This is a genomic window from Sandaracinaceae bacterium, from assembly GCA_016706685.1.
In the GTDB taxonomy this organism is placed as follows: domain Bacteria; phylum Myxococcota_A; class Polyangia; order Polyangiales; family Houyiibacteriaceae; genus JADJJE01.
Genome location: JADJJE010000027.1, coordinates 39466 through 57588, shown reverse-complemented (window position 1 = coordinate 57588; position 18123 = coordinate 39466). Strand labels below are relative to the sequence as shown.

The 18123-nt window shown below is 71.2% G+C and carries 16 protein-coding genes; 6 read left to right on the top strand and 10 right to left on the bottom strand.

Annotated features, from left to right (window positions below; genetic code table 11):
* Nucleotides 1–74: 74 nt before the first annotated feature.
* Nucleotides 75–290 carry a hypothetical protein gene (locus IPI43_26040; GenBank protein ID MBK7777543.1) on the top strand — a complete coding sequence of 72 codons (216 nt, stop codon included), beginning with the start codon at nt 75–77 and terminating at the stop codon, nt 288–290.
* A 203-nt stretch (nt 291–493) separates the two neighbouring features.
* Here IPI43_26040 and IPI43_26035 read toward each other — a convergent pair whose 3' ends face one another.
* The 3 genes from IPI43_26035 to IPI43_26025 all read right to left on the bottom strand — a co-directional run bounded on the left by IPI43_26035 (nt 494) and on the right by IPI43_26025 (nt 4491).
* Complete coding sequence (locus IPI43_26035; GenBank protein MBK7777542.1) at nt 494–1312, bottom strand: AgmX/PglI C-terminal domain-containing protein; 819 nt, start codon at nt 1310–1312, stop codon at nt 494–496.
* A gap of 48 nt (nt 1313–1360) precedes the next feature.
* On the bottom strand, nt 1361–2515 hold the full coding sequence (locus IPI43_26030) for an acyl-CoA dehydrogenase (protein MBK7777541.1): 1155 nt from the start codon (nt 2513–2515) through the stop codon (nt 1361–1363).
* Between the two features lie 74 nt (nt 2516–2589).
* On the bottom strand, nt 2590–4491 hold the full coding sequence (locus IPI43_26025; protein ID MBK7777540.1) for a hypothetical protein: 1902 nt from the start codon (nt 4489–4491) through the stop codon (nt 2590–2592).
* Here IPI43_26025 and IPI43_26020 point away from each other — a divergent pair.
* Nucleotides 4478–4978: a hypothetical protein gene (locus tag IPI43_26020; protein MBK7777539.1), complete on the top strand. Its 501-nt coding sequence runs from the start codon at nt 4478–4480 to the stop codon at nt 4976–4978. The genes IPI43_26025 and IPI43_26020 overlap by 14 nt on opposite strands.
* Nucleotides 4979–5054: 76 nt before the next feature.
* Here the strand turns inward: IPI43_26020 and IPI43_26015 are convergent, their stop codons facing one another.
* On the bottom strand, nt 5055–5756 hold the full coding sequence (locus tag IPI43_26015; protein MBK7777538.1) for a tetratricopeptide repeat protein: 702 nt from the start codon (nt 5754–5756) through the stop codon (nt 5055–5057).
* 313 nt (nt 5757–6069) lie between these two features.
* On the opposite strand from IPI43_26015, the gene IPI43_26010 reads away from it, so the two are divergent.
* On the top strand, nt 6070–6723 hold the full coding sequence (locus IPI43_26010) for a hypothetical protein (GenBank protein MBK7777537.1): 654 nt from the start codon (nt 6070–6072) through the stop codon (nt 6721–6723).
* 6 nt (nt 6724–6729) lie between these two features.
* On the opposite strand, the gene IPI43_26005 is transcribed toward IPI43_26010, so the two are convergent.
* Nucleotides 6730–8379: an OmpA family protein gene (locus tag IPI43_26005; protein MBK7777536.1), complete on the bottom strand. Its 1650-nt coding sequence runs from the start codon at nt 8377–8379 to the stop codon at nt 6730–6732.
* A 73-nt stretch (nt 8380–8452) separates the two neighbouring features.
* Between IPI43_26005 and IPI43_26000 the strand changes: the two genes are divergently transcribed.
* Nucleotides 8453–9112, top strand: a complete 660-nt coding sequence (locus tag IPI43_26000) for a DUF72 domain-containing protein (GenBank protein ID MBK7777535.1) — start codon at nt 8453–8455, stop codon at nt 9110–9112.
* Nucleotides 9113–9123: 11 nt separating this feature from the next.
* A complete protein-coding gene (locus IPI43_25995) occupies nt 9124–10158 on the top strand; it encodes an RluA family pseudouridine synthase (protein ID MBK7777534.1) in 1035 nt (344 codons plus the stop codon).
* A 15-nt stretch (nt 10159–10173) separates the two neighbouring features.
* Here the strand turns inward: IPI43_25995 and IPI43_25990 are convergent, their stop codons facing one another.
* From IPI43_25990 to IPI43_25980, 3 genes are all read right to left on the bottom strand, one after another.
* Nucleotides 10174–10437 (bottom strand): hypothetical protein, encoded by a 264-nt coding sequence (locus IPI43_25990; protein ID MBK7777533.1) that lies wholly within the window; start codon nt 10435–10437, stop codon nt 10174–10176.
* A 1026-nt stretch (nt 10438–11463) separates the two neighbouring features.
* On the bottom strand, nt 11464–12051 hold the full coding sequence (locus IPI43_25985; GenBank protein MBK7777532.1) for a hypothetical protein: 588 nt from the start codon (nt 12049–12051) through the stop codon (nt 11464–11466).
* Between the two features lie 81 nt (nt 12052–12132).
* Entirely contained in the window at nt 12133–14124 is a 1992-nt protein-coding gene (locus IPI43_25980; protein ID MBK7777531.1) for a PAS domain-containing protein, read from the bottom strand.
* Between the two features lie 67 nt (nt 14125–14191).
* Here IPI43_25980 and IPI43_25975 point away from each other — a divergent pair, with 67 nt between their 5' ends.
* Nucleotides 14192–14644, top strand: coding sequence for a hypothetical protein (locus IPI43_25975; GenBank protein MBK7777530.1), 453 nt, complete (start codon nt 14192–14194; stop codon nt 14642–14644).
* A gap of 27 nt (nt 14645–14671) precedes the next feature.
* On the opposite strand, the gene IPI43_25970 is transcribed toward IPI43_25975, so the two are convergent.
* Nucleotides 14672–16837: a hypothetical protein gene (locus IPI43_25970; GenBank protein ID MBK7777529.1), complete on the bottom strand. Its 2166-nt coding sequence runs from the start codon at nt 16835–16837 to the stop codon at nt 14672–14674.
* Nucleotides 16834–18114 carry a phosphoribosylamine--glycine ligase gene (purD, locus tag IPI43_25965; GenBank protein ID MBK7777528.1) on the bottom strand — a complete coding sequence of 427 codons (1281 nt, stop codon included), beginning with the start codon at nt 18112–18114 and terminating at the stop codon, nt 16834–16836. Before purD ends, IPI43_25970 begins: the two co-directional genes overlap by 4 nt.
* Nucleotides 18115–18123 lie beyond the last annotated feature (9 nt).

Here is an 18123-nt window from a genome sequence, read left to right as displayed (position 1 = left end):
ACCAGCACACGGGCGCGGTCACCGTGGCTGATCCACTGCTTGTCACCGTCCAGCCGGTAGCCACCGTCCACGGGGTGGCGCGCGTGCGCATGCCGGCGGGGTCGCTGCCCGCGTTGGTCTCGCTCAGCCCGAACGCGCCGAGGCCGCCCGCCGCCAGCCGCGGGCACTCGCGCGCGCTCACCTCGGGGTGCGCGAACGCAGCCAGAACCTCGCCCACCATGTTGGTGACGGCCATGGTCACGGCCGTGGAAGCGCAGCCCGCGCCGATGGCCATCATGGCGTGGGCGTAGTCCATGACCGGCCGCCCGGCGCCACCGAGCTCGGGGCGCAGGTGCACCGCCATCAGGCCGTCGGCCGCGAGCGCCTGGTACACCTCGGAGGGCACGTGCTCGCCGCGCTCGTGCTCCGCCGCGAGGCCACGCAGCCGCAGCCCGTGCTCATGGGCGGCGGCCCGCAGGCGCTGGCCCCCGGTCGTCCCCCACAGCGGTGGTGTTCAAGGAGCCTCGAACGTGACCTTGGCGGTGTAGGAGCCGGGGTCTGGGAAGCCCCAGCCGGCCACCTGGCGCGTCACGCAGTCGAGCGCAGCCTGCGAGTCCGCTTCCGGGTCGGTGGGCACGAACGACGCCCCCACGGCGGCCACCGTGGCGCCCGGGTCCACGTAGACCGTGATGCGCAGGTTGTCGCCCGGCACGGTGCACGTGCGCAGGCCGGCGCCGTGCTGGCGCAGCGTGGCCCGCAGGCGCGAGGGCTGCCACGCCACGGGCGGGCGCACGTCTTCGGGAGCCTGTAGGTCCAGCGTGTCTTGGAACTCGGCCTCGCCCCCCACGGGGCCTGGCGAGAAGCGCATGCTCGCGGCCACGCCAAGCACACAGCGCTCGGTCTCGCGGTCGCCCACGTTGGACTCCGTGAGGTGCACCCAGCGCACGCTGCCGTCTTGCCGCACGCGGAACGAGAGCTGCGCCGCCCCACCCAGCACCGGCAGCGCGTCATAGCGTGACGCGAAGCAGGCGGTGAAGCGGTCCATGCGCTGCGCCATGGCGCGCGAGATGGTGGCAGGAGCCATGGTGCCCAAGATGCCCTCGAGCTGCATGCCGTCCTCTTCGGTGACGGGCTCGCCCACGGGCTCGGAGCCTCCCCCGCCCGACGTATGCACGGGCTCGGGGTCACGCTCCACGTGCTGCTCGCCACCGCTGGTGCCGCCGCCGGTCTGGGTGACCTCGGGCTCGCTGCCGTCGCCTTCGGCTTCGCTGCTGCCGCCACCGCAGCCTGCGCCCAAGAGCGCCGACAACACCACCACCCGAAGTCCCGTCACTCGCTGCTTCATCTGCCTCGTTGCTCCTGTGTCAGCCATGATCCTGGGTCACGCCTTGAGCGCGTTGGCCGCGATGACCACCCGCATGATCTCGCTGGTGCCCTCGTAGATCTCGGTGATGCGCGCGTCGCGGTAGTGACGCTCCATATCGTACTCCTCGGAGTACCCGTATCCCCCGTAGACCTGCAGCGCCTGGTGCGTGATGCGCGTGGCCGCCTCGGACGCGAACAGCTTGGCCTGCGCGGACTCCATGGTGTGGCGCAGCTTCTCGGTGCGCGCGCGGTCCTTGAGCCACGCGGCCCGCAGCGTGAGCAGGCGCGCGGCCTCGAGCTGCGTGGCCATGTCGGCCAGCTTGAACTGGATGGCCTGCTTCTTGGCGATGGGCTCGCCGAAGGCGTGGCGCTCGTGGCTGTAGGCCACGGCCTTCTCGAACGCGGCCCGCGCGATGCCCACGGCCTGCGCGGCGATGCCGATGCGGCCGCCGTCCAGCGTGGCCATGGCGATCTTGTACCCGTCGCCCTCGGACCCGAGCATGGCGCTGTGCGGGACGCGGCAGCCCTCGAAGAACACGGTGCACGAGTGCGCCGCGCGGATGCCCAGCTTGTGGTCCGCCTCTTGGGGGTTGTAGCCCGGCGTGCCCTTCGGGACGATGAAGGCCGACACGCCCTTGGCGCCTGCCGCGCGGTCCGTGGTGGCGAACACCAGCATGAAGTCCGCGTGGGGACCGTTCGTGATCCAGTTCTTGCTGCCCTCGATGACCCACTCGTCGCCGTGCCGCGTGGCCACCGTCTGCATGCTGCTCGCGTCCGAGCCGCTGCTGGGCTCGGTGAGGCCGAAGCAGCCGAGCGCCGCGCCCGACGCCAGCTTGGTGAGCACGTCTCGCCGTTGATCCGCGTTCGCGAACTTCTCGAGCGGGTCGCACACCAGCGAGTTGTTCACGCTCATGATGACGCCGCAGGAGGCGCATGCCGCGCTGACCTCTTCGATGGCGAGCGCGTAGCTCACGTGATCCATGCCGGCGCCTCCCGCGTCCTCGGGGATGGCCACGCCCATGAGCCCCAACGCGCCCATCTGCGCCACCAACTCGGCGGGCCAGCGTGAGGCCTTGTCCAGCTCGCGCGCGCGAGGCAGGACTTCGTTGACCGCGAAGTCGCGGGCCATGTCACGCACCATGCGCTGGGATTCGGTGAGGGTGAGGTCCATGCGGTCTCCGTGAGCGCCGGAGGATACTCGGCGCGACGCGCGCTGCCTACCCGTGCGAGGCGGAGAGCTGGAGACTACTGGATGGCCCGCCGCGCGCGTGACGCCAGCGGCCCCACGGGGCTGAGCGAGAGATAGCGCTCGTAAGCCGCTCTGGACTCGGGCGAGTTGGAGCGGGCGAGGGCCTCGCCCAGGTAGAACCAGCCCTCGCTCGGGGCACCCTCGATCTCGAGGGTGCGACGCAGCAGCACGGCGGCCTGGGCCAGCTCGCGCTCTTCCACCATGATGCGAGCGCGCGTGACGCGCAGCCGCGCCAACGTGGCGGGGGGGCGCACGCGGCCTCGCAAGCCCGCCTCCGCGCGGTCCAGATTGATGCGCGCCTCGCGGTACTTGCGAGCCCGCAGCAGCACCTGAGCGAAGCCGATCAGCGCCTCGGGGTGGCTCTCGTCGAGGGCGATGGCGCGCTCGAACTGAGCGCTGGCGACGAGCGTCTGACCCGCTTCGTAGAGCGCGTTCGCGTAGAGCGCGATGAGGGTGGGGTCACCCGGCTCGGCGAGCGCAAGGTCGGCGAGCGCGCGCACGGCATCACCGGGCTCGCCGCGGGTCATGTAGTACTGCGCCGCGAGCGGCTGCACGTCCGGGCGCTGGCGGGCTTCTTCCGACAGGCGGGCCCAAAGGGCTTCGCTGGCCTCGAGCTGCTCGAGGCCCAGCTGGGCGCGCAGCGCGCGCAGGGTGCGCGCCTCGGAGTCGCCCGCGTCGCCGAGCTCGGCGAGCACCGCGCGGTACTCCCCTGCGTCGAGGCGCAGGTCCATGGAGCGCAGCTGCACCAGCTCCCAGGAAGGGGCCAGGGCGCGCGCCGTGTCGAGGGCGTTGCGGGCGGTGGCGTGGTCACCGCGACCGGCCGCCAACCAGGCGCGCTGGACCGCCGCACGCGCGCGCATGGGCTCTGGCCCCGCATCCACGAGCGCGGCCAGCAGCGCGTCGGCTTCCTCGGCCTCATTGGCCGCCATCAGCGCCTCGGCCAGGGCCCACCGCACCCGCGCGTCGTCGGGGTGCTCCGCCGCGAGGGCACGCGCCACGCTCAGGATGTCGCTCTCACCGCGCGCCGCTGCGACGCGAATCGCGGTGGCGCGCAGGGCGGGCTCGTCGGCGGGCGCCGCTCCGATGGCCGGGGCGAGCTGCGCGGCGATACCGTCGAGCGATGCCCGGTCTTCCGCCGCCACGCTGAGGCTCCACCATGGGGTCGCGTACAGCAACGCCGCCTCGGCCCGCAGCCGCAGCGACTCGGGCTGTTCGTCCTCGGGCAGGTCGGCCGGGACGCGCCCCTCGGCGAGGGCGGCGTCGAGCTCGGCCACCCGCACGGCCGCCGGGTCCACCTCGGGAGCGGGCGCGGGCGACGACGCATCGACCACCACCGGGGGAGTTGGCTCGGTGACGGGTTCAGGCGTCCCGGGACCACCCACCAGAGCCGCCCAGCGCTGGTCGATCACGGACGACCACGCGGGAGGCAGGACACGGGCCCGATGGGCTGCGAAGCCGCCTCCCAGCATGACGAGCAGCGCCAACGACAACAGCAGCCCGGTGCGGCCCGAGCGACGCGGCCGCGGCGTGGGCGTCTCGGTGGGCCCACCGGAGGCGCTCGGCGCCGCGTTGGCTTCGACGTTTCGCGGTGGGACGCGCAGCGCGTCACTGCGCTTGGACGAATCCACCGCGGGCGCGTCGGGCAAGTTGGGGACGACGAACTCGGGCAGCGTGTCGGGCAACGGCACGGAAGGCGCTCGCCCGGCGGTGGAGGTCGTGGACACGGGGCCACCCACGGGCACGCTCGTCGCGGTGGGCGCGGGGCGCTTGGATTCACGCCGCGACACGGGCACCCCCAGCGCGCCAGCGAGGCTCTCACGGTCCATGAAGGACGTGGGCTCGTCCTCCTCCTCCTGCTCCGGCGCCGGGCGCACGGGAGGGGTCGTGGGTGCTGCCACGGGTGGCGCCGACGCCAGCGGCAGCGGCGCAGGAGCTGGAGCCACCACGGGTGGCAACGCCATCGGGGGAGGAGCGAAGTTGGGCGGTGGCACGAGCCCCGGCGTGCCGGGCGGCCGCACGCTGGGCGGACGAATGGCCGGCAGCGGCGCGCTCCGCGCAGACGGCGGCACCGAGGCCGGCCTAGCCGGCGGACGCGGAGGCGCGAACCCCATGAGCGTGGGGCTTCGCCGGGGCCCGGGCCGACCCACAGGTGGAGCCGGTGCCACCGGCGCCGCAGGCACCACCGGCGCCGCAGGCGCAACCGCCGCAGGCACCACCGGCGCCGCAGGCACAACCGCCGCAGGCACCACTGGCGCCGCAGGCGCAACCGCCGCAGGCACCACTGGCGCCGCAGGCGCAACCGCCGCAGGCACCACTGGCGCCGCAGGCGCAACCGATCCCCCTCGCGCCGGCAAAGGCGCAACCGGCAACCCAGGAGACGGCTGAGGACGTGCCGACGGCCGGGTCACACTCGCGAGAGGCGCGGCATCTTCCATCGGCGGAGGCCGCGTGGACGCGGTCTTCATCGCCTGAGCCAGCAAACGCGTGACATCTTGGGTGAGCTCCTCCCGCTCACCCAGCACCCCACCCGCGCCCGCAACAGCCTGCGCCTCGGCCTCGGCCTCGGCCACGGCGCCAGCCACGGACAACGGTCCGCTGTCGGCTCCGGCCCCAGCCGCAGTCTCGGTCTCGGTCTCGGTCTCGGTCTCGGTCTCGGTCTCGGTCTCGGTCTCGGCCTCTCGGTCTCCGACCCGGTCTCGGTCTCCGACCCGGTCTCGGTCTCGGTCACGGACGCAGTCGCGGCCACGGCCCCCGTCTCGGTCCCGCTTCCCAATCGCTCCCGCATCGCCCGCAACGCCGCATCATCGGGGGCCAGCGTCAGCGCCTTCGCCATCGCGGCCCGCGCGCGGCCCACGTCTCCGCGCTGCAGCAGCGTCTCCGCCAGCAGCCGGTACGCGTCCACGTCCGCAGGGTGCGACCGAATCACCCGCGTCAGCGTCTGCTGCGCGCGCAACACGTCGCCCTCGACCAAGAACGCTCGCGCCGCCAGCCGCAGCAAGCGCACGTCGTCTTCGCGCAGCGAGAGCCCACGGGACAGCACCTCCAGCGCCTCGCGCGCTCGCTGCGCGTCCAGCAGCGCCGCGGACAGCTCGTGGCAGGGCTCCGCGCCAGGATCGGAGCGAAAGCGCAGCAGGCGTGCGTCGAGGCTGAGGTCGTCGGACACCCCCGGACTCTACCCCTTCCACCGATACGGGCCGCTTTCTGGCAAGGGCCACACCCGCCCGCACGCGGCATCACCGAAAAACGTCAATCATTTCAGGGACCGTTCGGAAGAACCGGGGCGATCCGTCACCCACCACCCGCGCACCCCCGAGCCGCCGCGATGACGTCCCGCGGGGCAAAACCGCTCGCTCGGAGCCCCCATCGCTGGCACTGTTGACGTCCGCATGCCCTCCCCTCGAAGCCATCGCCCTGCCCCGTTCAGCGTCCTGCCGTCTCCCCGGCGAAACCCCTTGCGCCGCTGGGCCGGCCGGCTCTTGGCCATCACGCTCGTGGGCACCGCGCTCACGGGGACCAGCGGCTGCGCCGGCCACGCCGCCACGCCCGACACCACCGTGCGCGAGTTCTCGGATGCCCTGCGCACCAACCGGCCGCGCGACGCCTACGCACTGCTCTCGGAGGACTACCGCCAGCGCGTCACGTTCGAGGAGTTCGAGTCGTACTTGAACGACCATCCGGACGAGGCCCGCGACATCGCCACGCTGCTCACGCGCATCGATGGAGACCCCGAGGTCAGCGCCATCGTGCGCTACGCCGACGGCCAAGAGCTGACGCTCACACAAGAAGACGGCGTCTGGCGCATCACGGGCAACCCCGCGAACCTGTACGACCAGACCACGCCGCGCGCCGCCATCCGCGCGTTCGTGCGCGCCATGGAGCGCAGGCGCTACGACATCGTCCTGCGCTTCGTGCCCAACGCCAGCCGTGAAGGCATGGACGAGGCCCGGCTGCGCGAGTCCTTCGAGGGCGAAGGACGCGAAGAGGTGGAGCGCCTGCTGGCCAGCCTGCGCGCGAACTTGGACAACCCCATCGAAGAGGTGGGCGACCGCGCGACCATGTCCTACGGCGAAGGCGCCGCGGTGCAGATGGTGCTCGAAGACGGCCTCTGGAAGATCGAAGACCCGGACTGACCCGCGTCAGTCCGGCATGATGGTGAACTCGACGCGCCGGTTGAGCGCGCGACCCTCGGGGGAGTCGTTGGGCGCCACCGGGTTCCGCTCGCCGTAGCCCTCGTAGAGCATCCGGTTGCGGTCCACACCGCGCCCCACCAGGTAGTCCACCACCGCACGCGCGCGTGTGTAGCTGAGGTCGGCGTTGTAGGAGTCATCGCCTTCGGAGTCGGTGTAGCCCTCCACGCGAATGCGGCGGCGACCGGGCAGCGCGCGGATGACGTCCGCCACCTGGTCGAGCAGTGGCAAGCTGACCGAGCGGATCTCCGAGGTGTCGAAGTCGAAGTAGATGCGCTCCGAGATCAGGATGCGCGTGTCCGTGACGGTGACCGTGGCGCGCTCGGGCCCGGGCTCGGGGCAGCCATCGTCGTCCTGGTAGTTGTCGCGATCCTCCGGCTCCATGGGGCACTGGTCGGTGCCATCGGGGATGCCGTCGCCGTCGTTGTCGGGCTCGGGGCAGCCGTCTTCGTCCTGGTAGGCGTCCATGTCCTCGGACTCGAGCGGGCAGGTGTCCACGTCGTCCAGGATGCCGTCCGCGTCGTTGTCGGGGTCCGGGCAGCCGTCTTCATCGGCGAACGAGTCCGCATCCTCGGCGTCGTTCGCGCACTGGTCCACGGTGTCTTCGAGGCCATCGGCGTCGTTGTCGAGCTCGGCGCAGAAGTCGCCGTCGTCGAAGCCATCGAAGTCTTCGGGGCCCGCCTCACACGGCTCGGCCTCGTTGCTGTAACGCACGATGACGAAGCCGCGCACCTGGGGCGCGCCGTAGCCGGCCAGCACGCCCGTGCCCACGCCCACGTCGATGGTCCACGAGATGTTCGGGAAGAGGCGGACGCCGACGTCCACTTCCATGGGGTTCTCGTTGCGGCGCAGCGTGCGCCCGCCGAGGCCGGCGCGCAGCTGACCCTCGGCGATGATGGCCAGCAGCGGCACCACGCGGTAGGCGCCGCCCAGCTTGACCTGCAGCTCGTCGTCCAGCTCGAAGCCAGGCACCGCCGACCGGTCTCGGAAGCGGTAGGCGAGGTCCGCGCCGAAGGTGAAGTCGCCCGCGTGATGCGCGAACACCAGGCCCGGCGTGAGTGTCCAGTAGCGCTGGCGCGCGTAGGTGGACCGGCCGCCCGTGGGGAGCGTGCCCTCGATGCGGGCAGAGAGCGCGTTGCGTCCGCGCAGGAGGGGCACCTTGAAGCCGATGCGCACGTCGCCCAGGGACACGTGCGTGTCCGTGGCGATGGGGCCCGCGCTGACGAACGGGCCCGTGGCGCCGAACACCACCGGGAGCGCGACACCGAACTCGACCCACTCGAAGAGACCCAGCGCGAACAAGAGGTCGGCCTGCACACGCCAGGGCGCGATGTCTTCGCCGTCTCCACGCTCCATGAGCCGCGAGGCGCCGTTGACTCCGAGCCCAGCCACGATGGTGAGGTGGCGCGGCACCTCGGGGCGGTCGAGCGTGAACGTGGTGCCGGTGGCCAGCGTGGGCTGGAACAGCTGGAGATCCAGGGTGGGCCGCTGCTGGGCTGCGACCGGAGCCGCGACGAGCCAGGCCAGCGCCGCGAGCCAGACCAGCGCGGGCCGGAATGTGGCCGACGGACGACGACGATGAGGGAGAGGCTGACCCACGCGCGGACGCTAACATGGCCGTGTGCGGAAATGGCGCGGGATTGTGCCCTGAATTCTGTCATACTCCGCGCCCATGCTCTTGGTCGCGTGCTCTGGCTTCCCCGTCCCCGTCAGTCGCTACTGGGGCGCATTTCCTGCTGTCGAGATCTCGGACACCGAGATCGCGATGCCGGGGCGCGGCTCCATTCGGCGCTGGACCCGTGAGGCCCCCGAGGGCTTCGCGTTCTCGGTCCTGGCCCCCAAGCAGCTGGGCGACAGCGCCTTCAAGAAGACCGCCGAGGCCGACGAAGCGCTGGACGCCGTGCTGGGCCTGTGCACGGAGCTCAAGGCGCGCGCCATCGTCTTCGGAGCCCCGGTCACGTTCAAGGTCACCAAGCCCAACCGCGAGGCGCTCAAGCGCCTGGTGAGCCGTGCCCCGAAGAAGGGTGGCCCCGCCCTGGTGTTCGACCTCCCGGCATGGAAGCCGGCCCAGGTGCTGGACGCGACAGGCCGCGACGACGTGGTGGTGGCCTACGACCCGCTGCAGAGCGAGCCCATCGAGAGCGGCGCGCTGCGCTACATCCGCTTGGCCGGCCCCGCGGGACATCGCAGTCGCTACGACGAGCCCTCCATCGACCAGGTGGCGGACCACATCAAGGGCCTCTCGGACCTCACCACGCGCGACACCTTCTGCGTGTTCTGCAACATCGACATGCAGACCAACGCCAACCAGCTGCTCGGCCGCTTGGGCTGACGGGCCTGCACATGACCCAGCCTCCCCCCGTCGACCCGCTCGACGACGCCGATTTCACGGACGAAGACGACGAGCTGATAGCGCCTGCGCCGCGCACCCCAACCTCGGTAGAGCCCATTCGTGTGGTGCTGCGCGAGCAGGAGGCGGGCGAGCGCCTGGACCGCGTGTTGGCCGAGCGCGAGGAGATTGGCCATTCGCGCGCCGTGCTGCAGCGCTGGATCGCCGAGGGACGCGTGACCGTGGACGGCAAGGTCATCGACCGCAAGGCCGTGGCCACGCCGCTCGGCGTGGTGGTCATCGAGCCCGCGCCACCGCCTCCGATGGTAGCCCTGCCGGAGGACCTCCCCCTGCACGTGCTGTTCGAGGACGAGCACCTCATCGTGGTCAACAAGGCGGCCGGGATGGTGGTCCACCCCGCGCCGGGCCACTCGCACGGCACACTGGTGAACGCGCTGCTCCATCACGCTGCGCTGGACCCCGCGCTTCGCGAGGGGCAGGCCCGCCCCGGCATCGTCCACCGCTTGGACAAGGACACCAGCGGCGTGCTGGTGGCTGCCAAGACGCCCGCTGCCCACGAGGGCCTCGTGAAGCTGTTCCAGGCGCACACCATCGAGCGCCGCTACATCGCCATCGCGGTGGGTCCACACCTCCGCTCGCAGACCTTCGACACGTTCCACGGGCGGCATCCGCACGACCGCAAGCGCTTCAGCTCCACCGTGGGCAAGGGCAAGCGCGCCGTGACGCGTGCCGTGGTGACCGAGCGGCTGCACGGTGGGGGGCTCTTGGCGCTCACGCTCGAGACGGGGCGCACCCACCAGATTCGCGTACACCTGGCCGACACGGGCACGCCGGTGCTGGCCGACCCGCTCTACGGCAAGCGCAGCCGCGACCCGCGCCTCACGCGCGCCGAAGACGCCGTGGGACGCCAAGCGCTGCACGCCGAGCTGCTGGGCTTCGTTCACCCCATCACAGGTGCGGCGCTGCGCATCGAGGCTCCCGCTCCGGCCGACTTCCAGGCCGCGCTCGACATCCTCCGCGACGCCTGACGCGCCGCGCGGGTGTCACCACATGACGGACTCGACGTGGCCCTTGCTGCGCACGAGGATGTCGATGATGGCGCGGTCGTAGAAGTTCTTCTGGAAGAGTTCGGGCGCCACGCGGCTGCGGAACAGCGCGCGGCCCTCCTCGATCTCGCCCTCGAGCACCGAGAAGAGGTTGTCCCCCTTGATGCCCTCGACGATCTTGTCCTCGTTGTAGAGGGAGAGGTCACTCGCGATGGCGCGAGACAGGCGGCGTGCCGCTTCTTCGGTTTCGATCAGGGCCATGCAGCGATGTGTACCGTGGTTGCGCGACGAATGTCAAAAGCGTGGGTGTTGGCGGCGTGATCGAGGCGCCGGGGCGGGGCGGGGGTCGCGGCGGGCACGGACGCGCTGGCGCGTCCTGTCGGGTCCTCCCTAAAAGCGGCACTTCGCTGCGCTGCGTTTGCTTTTGGGGGTCCCCCCCACGCCCTTGCTGACCCCCGCCCCGCCCCGGCGCCTGGCTACGTCTCGGGCATGCACGCGGGGGTACTCGTCGGGGGAACGGTCCAAGCGCTGCGGAGGGGGCGCTTCGGGAGCGCGCCTGGGCTCTCTGGACTCGTGTGAGACTCGACGGGGTGGAGATGCTAGGCAAGGGCATGGCGAGTTGGGATGCTTCGTCACGGGCGCAGGCAGTCGCTGTTGTCGACCGCGCGCTCGAGTTGTGCGGGGTGCGGGAGCTGGACCGCAGACGAGCCGGGTCTACCCTGATCGCAGGGCGCCGCTCGTCGCGCTCGAGGCAGCAGAAGCGTGGGCTGCGTGTCCATGCAGCCTTCATGCAGAGAACGCTGCAGAGACTGCTCCGGCTGCTGTTTCCGCCTTCGGAGCGGTCTGGAACCTCCCGCCCAAGGAGGCAGCCTGGGCGGGGCGCACGGCCGCGTGGGTCGGCGACGCCCCGAAGTATCACTGGCAGGCGGTCACCGCGATCGTTGGTGCTTGCCGCGCGACGAGCGCGGAACGAGTCACGAACGCCGCGGCACGCTTCTTTGCGGGCGAAGTTGGAAGCAGCGGAGGAGCGCACGAATGATCATCGATACGGCAACACGAGCCGACGGGTGAGAGGGTGCTGCTCGAGCGAGGCGTACTCGCGACCCTCGCCCGTGTCTGTCGCTCGCATGCGCAGTGGGCCACCCTAGAGACGTCCCTGGAGGAGTTGGTTGTCGCGGGCGGAGGCGAAGACCGGCTCTCACGCAGCCGAGTGTGAACGCGACTGAACTCGGGTCGCCCGTCGGAGGACCGCCTGGGACCCGACCCGTTCAACCCAGGGTGGAGGGGCTAGCGGCCGGGAGGGTGGAGGCTGGCGGAGACAGGGGTGAAGGCGACTCGCCAGATGCAGGCTTGGTCGCCGCGCGCGCGGCAGTGGGTGTGGTCGCTGCGGGGGCGGTCGAAGCCCACGGCGTCGCCGATGACCTCGCACCAGCCGGTGATGGTGGCGCAGAAGAGCTCGTTGGGGTCGGGGAGGCCAACCAGCTCGATGTGCGCTTGGCGCTCGTCGATGTTCAGGATGCGCATCTCTCCCTGGTCGTTGAACTGCGACCAGAGGGATGCGATGCGGCGCAGCAGGAATTCTGGGGAGGCCACGTACATGACCGCGCGCTTGGCCATGCTGCGTGTGTTGATGCGCGCGCCCTCTGCACCGATGGCCTTCGAGACCGCGCCCGCGGGCTTGCCGATGACGGCCTCGGCGTGGCGCAGGAACTCCACGAACTCGCTCTGCGGATGCCACTCGATGGCGATGCCGCTGATGTAGCGCTCGCGCACTGGGGCGCTGCAACGGCGGATGACCTCGCCCAGCGTGGTGCTGCCGTGCTGCTCCTCCACCCACTTCACCGCGTTGAGGAGGGCCTGTGCCTTGACGTTCATTCCTGCGGGCATGCGACGCAGCGTGACCCGCCGGATGGGGCGACGCAATACGGCGACCCGATGGTCATACTATCTGTCGCGTCAAAGCCGGGCGAGCGCGGCAGCCAGGGCGTGGCGCTCGACGGGCTTCTGGAGGAGCTTGAAGCGGCCCTCGAACGCGGACAGGTCGATGGCGCGGTCCACATAGCCCGTGGCGAGCACGGCACGGAGCGTGGCGCTGCGCTCGAGCAGGGTCGCTGCCAGCACCTCGCCGCGCATGTCCGGCATGGCGAGGTCGGTGACGAGCACGTCGAACTGGCCTTGTTGCTGCTCCCACGCCTCGAGCGCGGCGGGGCCACCATCCATAGCGACGACTTCGCAGCCGATGCTCTCGAGCGAGACGGAGAGAGCGTGGCGCACGCAAGGGTCGTCTTCGACCAACAGCACGCGGAGCGAGCCCGGCATAGCGGGGCTGGGAGGGTGCTCGGACGCGCGGGCAGGCGCGGGCGGGAAGTACAAGTGGAACGAGGTGCCCTCGCCCAGCCGTGTCTGGACCACGACCGCGCCACCCGCTTGCTTCATGGCGCCCTCCACCATGGCCAGGCCGAGGCCCGTGCCCTTGCCGATGGGCTTGGTCGTGAAGAACGGCTCGAAGATGCGCTGCGCGGTGAGCGGGTCCATCCCGTGGCCCGTGTCGGAGACGGTGAGGCGCAGATACTCGCCCCCGAGCAGCAACGGGACCTCGCCGTGCAGGGTGGTGACGCGCGCGAGCGACAGCGTGAGCGTGCCGCGCCCGCCCATGGCGTCGCGTGCGTTGACGCTCAGGTTCATGAGGACCTGCTGGAGTTGGTTCTCGTCGAGCCGCGCCAGGAACTCGCCGTCGTCGTGCTGGACGCGCACCGCCACCTCGGCCCCGAGCGCGCGGCCCAAGAGAGGGCGAAAGTCATCGATGACGCGCGTGAGGTCGACCACCTCGGGTTGCACCACGGCCTGCCGACTGAACCCCAGCAAGCGCTGCGTGAGACCCGCCGCCGAGCGAGCGGCGCGCTCCACCTGGGTGAGCATTTCGGAGGCACCCTGCCCGCGCGTGATCTCTTGAACGCCTCCCAGAATGACGGTGAGCAGGTTGTTGAAGTCGTGCGCGATGCTGCCCGCGAGCTGGCCGACCATCTCCATCTTCTGCGCCTGCCGAACGCGCTCTTCCATCTCGCTCGCGGCCGTGATGTCCGTGATGGTGCCGATCAGACCCGTGGACTCGCCGGACGCGTCGTAGACGGGCTCTCCCACCACGCGCAGCCGCCGCACGGTCCCATCGCGTCGCAGGAAACGGCACTCGTACGGGTCGGCCCGGCCAGTCGCAATCGCGCGCGCACGCACGTCGGCCATGTGCGGGTGATCGTCGGGGTGCACCGCCGCGTCCCACAGCTCGAAGCTCGCCGGCTCGCTCTCGTCGAAGCCCAGCAGGCGATACATGCCCTTCGACCACGTGACGGTGCCCTGGGGCAGCTTCCACTCCCAGCTGCCGGTCGAGCTGAAGCGCTCGGTCTCGTCCAACAGCCAGCGCGCACGCGCCACCTCGCGGGCGGCCTCTTCGCGGTCGGTGACGTCGACCACGGTGCCCACCGCGCGCCTCAACGTGCCCTCCTCGTCGAACAGAAACACGCTGTCCATCCCCACGTGGCGCACGGTTCCGTCCGGCAGCAGCACCCGATACGAGACGTGCTCGCTCGCGCCCGTCGTGACGGTGCGTTCCGCGGCCGCCCGCACGTGCATGACGTCGTCGGGGTGGATGCGCGCGAAGAACGCCTCGGAGGACGGCGTCATCGTCGCCGGGTCGTAGCCGATGATGCGGTAGAGGCCCTCGGACCAGTGGACGCGGTCCCCCTGCACGTCCCAGATCCAGCTGCCCATCCTGCCCACGTTCTCGCACTCGGCGAGCAGGGCCTCCCGCTCGTCCAGGCTGCGACCGAGTGGCTCGGATGGCCCCGTCGTGCCGACTCGCGCGAGCGCCCGCTCGAGCTCGAGCACACGGTTGCGGAGCACCTCGTTCTCGCGCGTCAACCCGTCGAGGCGCGACGTGGGGTCGGTCTTCATCCTGCGCAAAGCGTACCCCCGCACCGACTGCATACCAAGACTTGGATCAGGCGTGGTACGCAGAGCCATGAGCGGTGATGTGACGCGGATCATTCTCGAGTTCCTAGAGACCATCGGGCTCGAGGTGCGCAGCGGGTCGGTGGAGCACGAGACCCCACTGCCCGGGATCGCGCTTTCCGACGGAGTCATCGTCGTCGATCACGCCCGCCTGCGGTTCCCGGGAGACTTGCTCCACGAAGCCGGCCACCTGGCGGTGCTCCCCGCAGCAGCGAGGGGTGCCCCCGTGACGCTCGACTCGCCGGGAGACGAGATGGCTTCGATCGCATGGTCGTACGCCGCGGCGTTGCACCTGGACCTCGACCCAGCCGTGGTGTTTCACGAGCACGGGTACCGGGGTGACTCACCCATGATCCTCGAGAACTTCGCGGCGGGCCGGACCTTCGGCGTGCCGCTGCTGGCGTGGTACGGGCTGTGCGACACGGCCGCCTACCCCGCCATGGAGCGCTGGCTACGTGAGTGAGAAGCGTGCTGTCCGAGCCGCGGTGGACTAGCGACGCTCGGCCAGCGCGGCGAGATAGCGCAGGTAGGCCGAACCCGCGTGCTGCACGTAGTCGTTGCGGACCACCAGATCGCCTGGAGCCCCAGTGATGCCCCCGCGCATGGCCTCCGGACGGCGCATCAAGTGGGTGGGCCCAGGCCGGAACTGGTGCTGGAGCAGTGCCTGTACGCCACGCTCGACCTGCCGCACGAGCGCCGGGTCGTGACCACCGTCTGCGCCCGCCAGCATGGCGGCGAAGGCCTCCGTGCGTGACGCCGTCCCCGTGATCTGCGGAGGGATGATGGGCCCGAGTCCGTAGGCGCCGGTGACGTCCCAGACGGTCTCCCCCGGCTGGAACTGCACGCGCCGCGAGAAGGCAGCCCAGCGTTCGCAAAAGCCCCGCACGCCGGACGGGTCCTCACCCAAGAGGGCACGCTGCTCACCATGGGCGATGCAAGTCCAGTGTTCTTCGCCCATCAAGTAAGGCTCGGCGAGGGAATCACGGGCGCCCACCGCTAGGTACTGCAGCAGGCGTCGCGCCGCGCGCTCGAGCTGGGCGTCGCGCTCGATGGCAGCCCCACGCACGAGCGCCAGCGCGGCCTCGCCACTGAAGTAGAGGTGCTGCACGTCCACGGGGGTGCCGCTGTCGAGATCGAAGCCGTGCATCATCTCGCCGTCGTCGCGCTGCTGGTGCTTCAAGAAGGTGAGCACGTCGTGGTGCAGGGCGGCCAGCTCGGCGGTGTCGGCCACGCTGCGAAGGTCGTACAGGGCCACGGCCAAGAGCGATGTCGCGCCGAACTCCGCGCCGTTCCAGGTGACCACACAGCGGGCCCCGTTCGGACCACATGCGCGCACGCGCCCTTCCAGGAAGCGCACGCCCAGGCGCGCTCCCTCGGTGGCGCGCGCGAGCCCCAGCTGGTGGCCCGCTTGCGCCAGGAAGTACGCCACGCCGGCGTGCCTCGTGAAGTCGTAGCCCATGTTGCTGGCCAGCCCGCGCGCCGCGTCCACCTGATAGGCGAACAGCCCGTCACCGCGCTGGTTGCGCAGGATGAAGTCCACGTTGTCGACGACGGCCTGCCGAACGACCGCTTCGCTCGCGCGCGGTAGGGCTCGACGCCGCGTCGCATCGAGGTAGGGCGGATCCGTGAAGGTGGCGTAGCGCAGGATCTCGACGTCGGCCGCCGCTGCGCTGCCGAGCCCGAGCTCCTCACGCAGACGGGTGACGATGCCGCCGAGGTCCGTGCCGAACTGGAACACGGGCATCGGGGCGAAAGGCACCGCCAGGTGGGCGCCCCGCAGCTGGAGCGACGTGGGCGTCTCGACGGCCACCTCAGCGCCGCTGCGCAGAAGGACACCATCGTGGAGTGGCGCGAGCTGGAGCAGGTCCAGCCACGGCCAGGGCGCGGGGCGGGAGCGCCGCGTGGGCACGCTGATGACCCACGCTCCGTCCGTCGGCAGCGGGGAGCTGAAATGCGCGAGTGCGCCCAGCACTGTCTCGCGCAGCGACGAGGTCCCCACGTATTGGCCGCGTACGCGCCCATGGCGCACCAGCTCCATCGTGATCGGGCCTGCGGCGTGGTGCTCCGGGGCTTCGCCCTCCCCGCGGGTGGCCGCGAACGCCGTGCGCATGACGGCGTCGCTGGGCGCCTCCGCCACGCTGCCCACGGCGAGCGCACGGCCGGTCACGAAGCTCGCCACCACCACGCCGAGGCTCGCGAAGAGCAGCCGGCGCAGTCTTCGCCCGAGCGTGTTGCCCGCCCCCGTGGAGACGTCGCACTGGGCGCCCAGGTAAGCCACCTGCAGCGCTGGAAACACCAGAAGATATGGGACGAACAGCGCCATGCCGAAGTACATGAAGCCCGCTCCCACGGGACCGATGGGCCCAAAGCGCCCACTCACGTCTGCCGCTGTCATGGCCAACAACACCAGGAACCCCAGGCCTCCCAGCATGCGCAGCAGGGCGGCCCAGCTGGCCACACGCGCGGCGCGAAGACCGCCTCGGAGCAGCGCCGCGATGGACACCACGTAGGTCGCGGCCAACGCACCCAGCGGCAGGTCGAACGGCAGATAGCGAGCGGGCAACGCACCCTGCCAGAACCCGAGGACCACCAGCAGGCCCACGAGGTCGGCCCCCGCCAGCCAAGGATGACGCCGCGCCGGGGATGCTGTGCTCATCGCGGGGCAGTGGCTGTGCGGGCGCGCCAACCGATGTCGCGGCGCAGCATCTTGCCTTCGAAGGTGATCGCGTCGGCCGCGCGGTAGGCGCGCTCGGCGGCCTCGTCCAGCGTTCTGCCGATGGCCGTCACGGTGAGCACGCGACCCCCGTTGGTGACGATGGCGCCGTCGCGCTCCGTGGTGCCGGCGTGAAACACGGTAACCCCCTCGACCGCCGCCGCCGCCTCGAGCCCGTGGATGACCTTGCCCGTCTCGTAGGCGCCGGGATAGCCGCCCGACGCCAACACCACGCACAGGCTGGTGGGCGCGTCCCACGCGGGCGTGACACCGCGCAGGTCGCCTCGCGCCGAGCCCTGCAGCAGGGGCAGCACCGACCCGCTCCAGCGCATCATCATGCTCTCGCACTCGGGGTCGCCGAAGCGCGTGTTGTACTCGAGCACCAGCGGCTCGCCGTCTACCACCATGACGCCCACGAAGAGCGCTCCGCGGAAGGGGTGACCCTCGGCCCGCATGCCGGCCAGCGTGGGCTCGACCACGCGCGTGAGGATCTTGCGCTCCACGTCGGCGCTCACCACGGGCGGCGGCGAGTAGGCGCCCATGCCACCCGTGTTGGGGCCCTGGTCCCCGTCGAAGGCGCGCTTGTGGTCCTGCGCGGGCGCGAGCGGCACGTAGCGCTCGCCGTCGCACACCACGTGGAAGCTCACCTCCTCGCCCACCAGGCACTCCTCGATGAGCACGCGCGCGCCCGCGCCGCCGAACTCGCGCTGCCGCATGATGCGGTCGATGGCGTCGGCCGCTTCATCGGCGTCCTTGGCCACGGTGACGCCCTTCCCGGCCGCGAGACCGTCGGCCTTCACCACCAGCGGTCGACCCGCGGCGCGCACATAGGCCTCGGCCTCGTCCGCGTCGCTGAAGACGGCGAAGCCCGCGGTGGGCACGCCGTGCCGCGCCATGAACTCCTTCGAGAAGATCTTGGAGCCCTCGAGCTGCGCCTGGAAGCGTGGCGGACCGAAGGCCTCGATGCCCGCCGCGGCGAGCGCATCGATGGCGCCGTCCACCAGAGGGGCCTCGGGGCCCACGATGACGAACGCCGCGCCCAGCTCACGAGCCAGCGCGACGATGGTCTCGGGCGTGATCGAACGCAGGGGGCGCCGCTGCGCCACGGCGCTCATGCCTGCGTTGCCGGGGGCCACGAAGACCTCGACGTGGGCGTCCTGCGACAGCTTCCAGGCGAGCGAGTGCTCGCGCGCGCCGCTGCCAATCACCAACACCTTCATCGAGGGCTC

Excerpts from the sequence above, each read along its gene's own strand:
- IPI43_26030 (MBK7777541.1), bottom strand. The coding sequence starts at position 2,515 with ATGGACCTCACCCTCACCGAATCCCAGCGCATGGTGCGTGACATGGCC.
- IPI43_26000 (MBK7777535.1), top strand. The coding sequence starts at position 8,453 with ATGCTCTTGGTCGCGTGCTCTGGCTTCCCCGTCCCCGTCAGTCGCTAC.
- IPI43_25995 (MBK7777534.1), top strand. The coding sequence starts at position 9,124 with ATGACCCAGCCTCCCCCCGTCGACCCGCTCGACGACGCCGATTTCACG.
- IPI43_25990 (MBK7777533.1), bottom strand. The coding sequence starts at position 10,437 with ATGGCCCTGATCGAAACCGAAGAAGCGGCACGCCGCCTGTCTCGCGCC.
- IPI43_25985 (MBK7777532.1), bottom strand. The coding sequence starts at position 12,051 with ATGAACGTCAAGGCACAGGCCCTCCTCAACGCGGTGAAGTGGGTGGAG.
- IPI43_25980 (MBK7777531.1), bottom strand. The coding sequence starts at position 14,124 with ATGAAGACCGACCCCACGTCGCGCCTCGACGGGTTGACGCGCGAGAAC.
- IPI43_25975 (MBK7777530.1), top strand. The coding sequence starts at position 14,192 with ATGAGCGGTGATGTGACGCGGATCATTCTCGAGTTCCTAGAGACCATC.
- IPI43_25970 (MBK7777529.1), bottom strand. The coding sequence starts at position 16,837 with ATGAGCACAGCATCCCCGGCGCGGCGTCATCCTTGGCTGGCGGGGGCC.
- purD (MBK7777528.1), bottom strand. The coding sequence starts at position 18,114 with ATGAAGGTGTTGGTGATTGGCAGCGGCGCGCGCGAGCACTCGCTCGCC.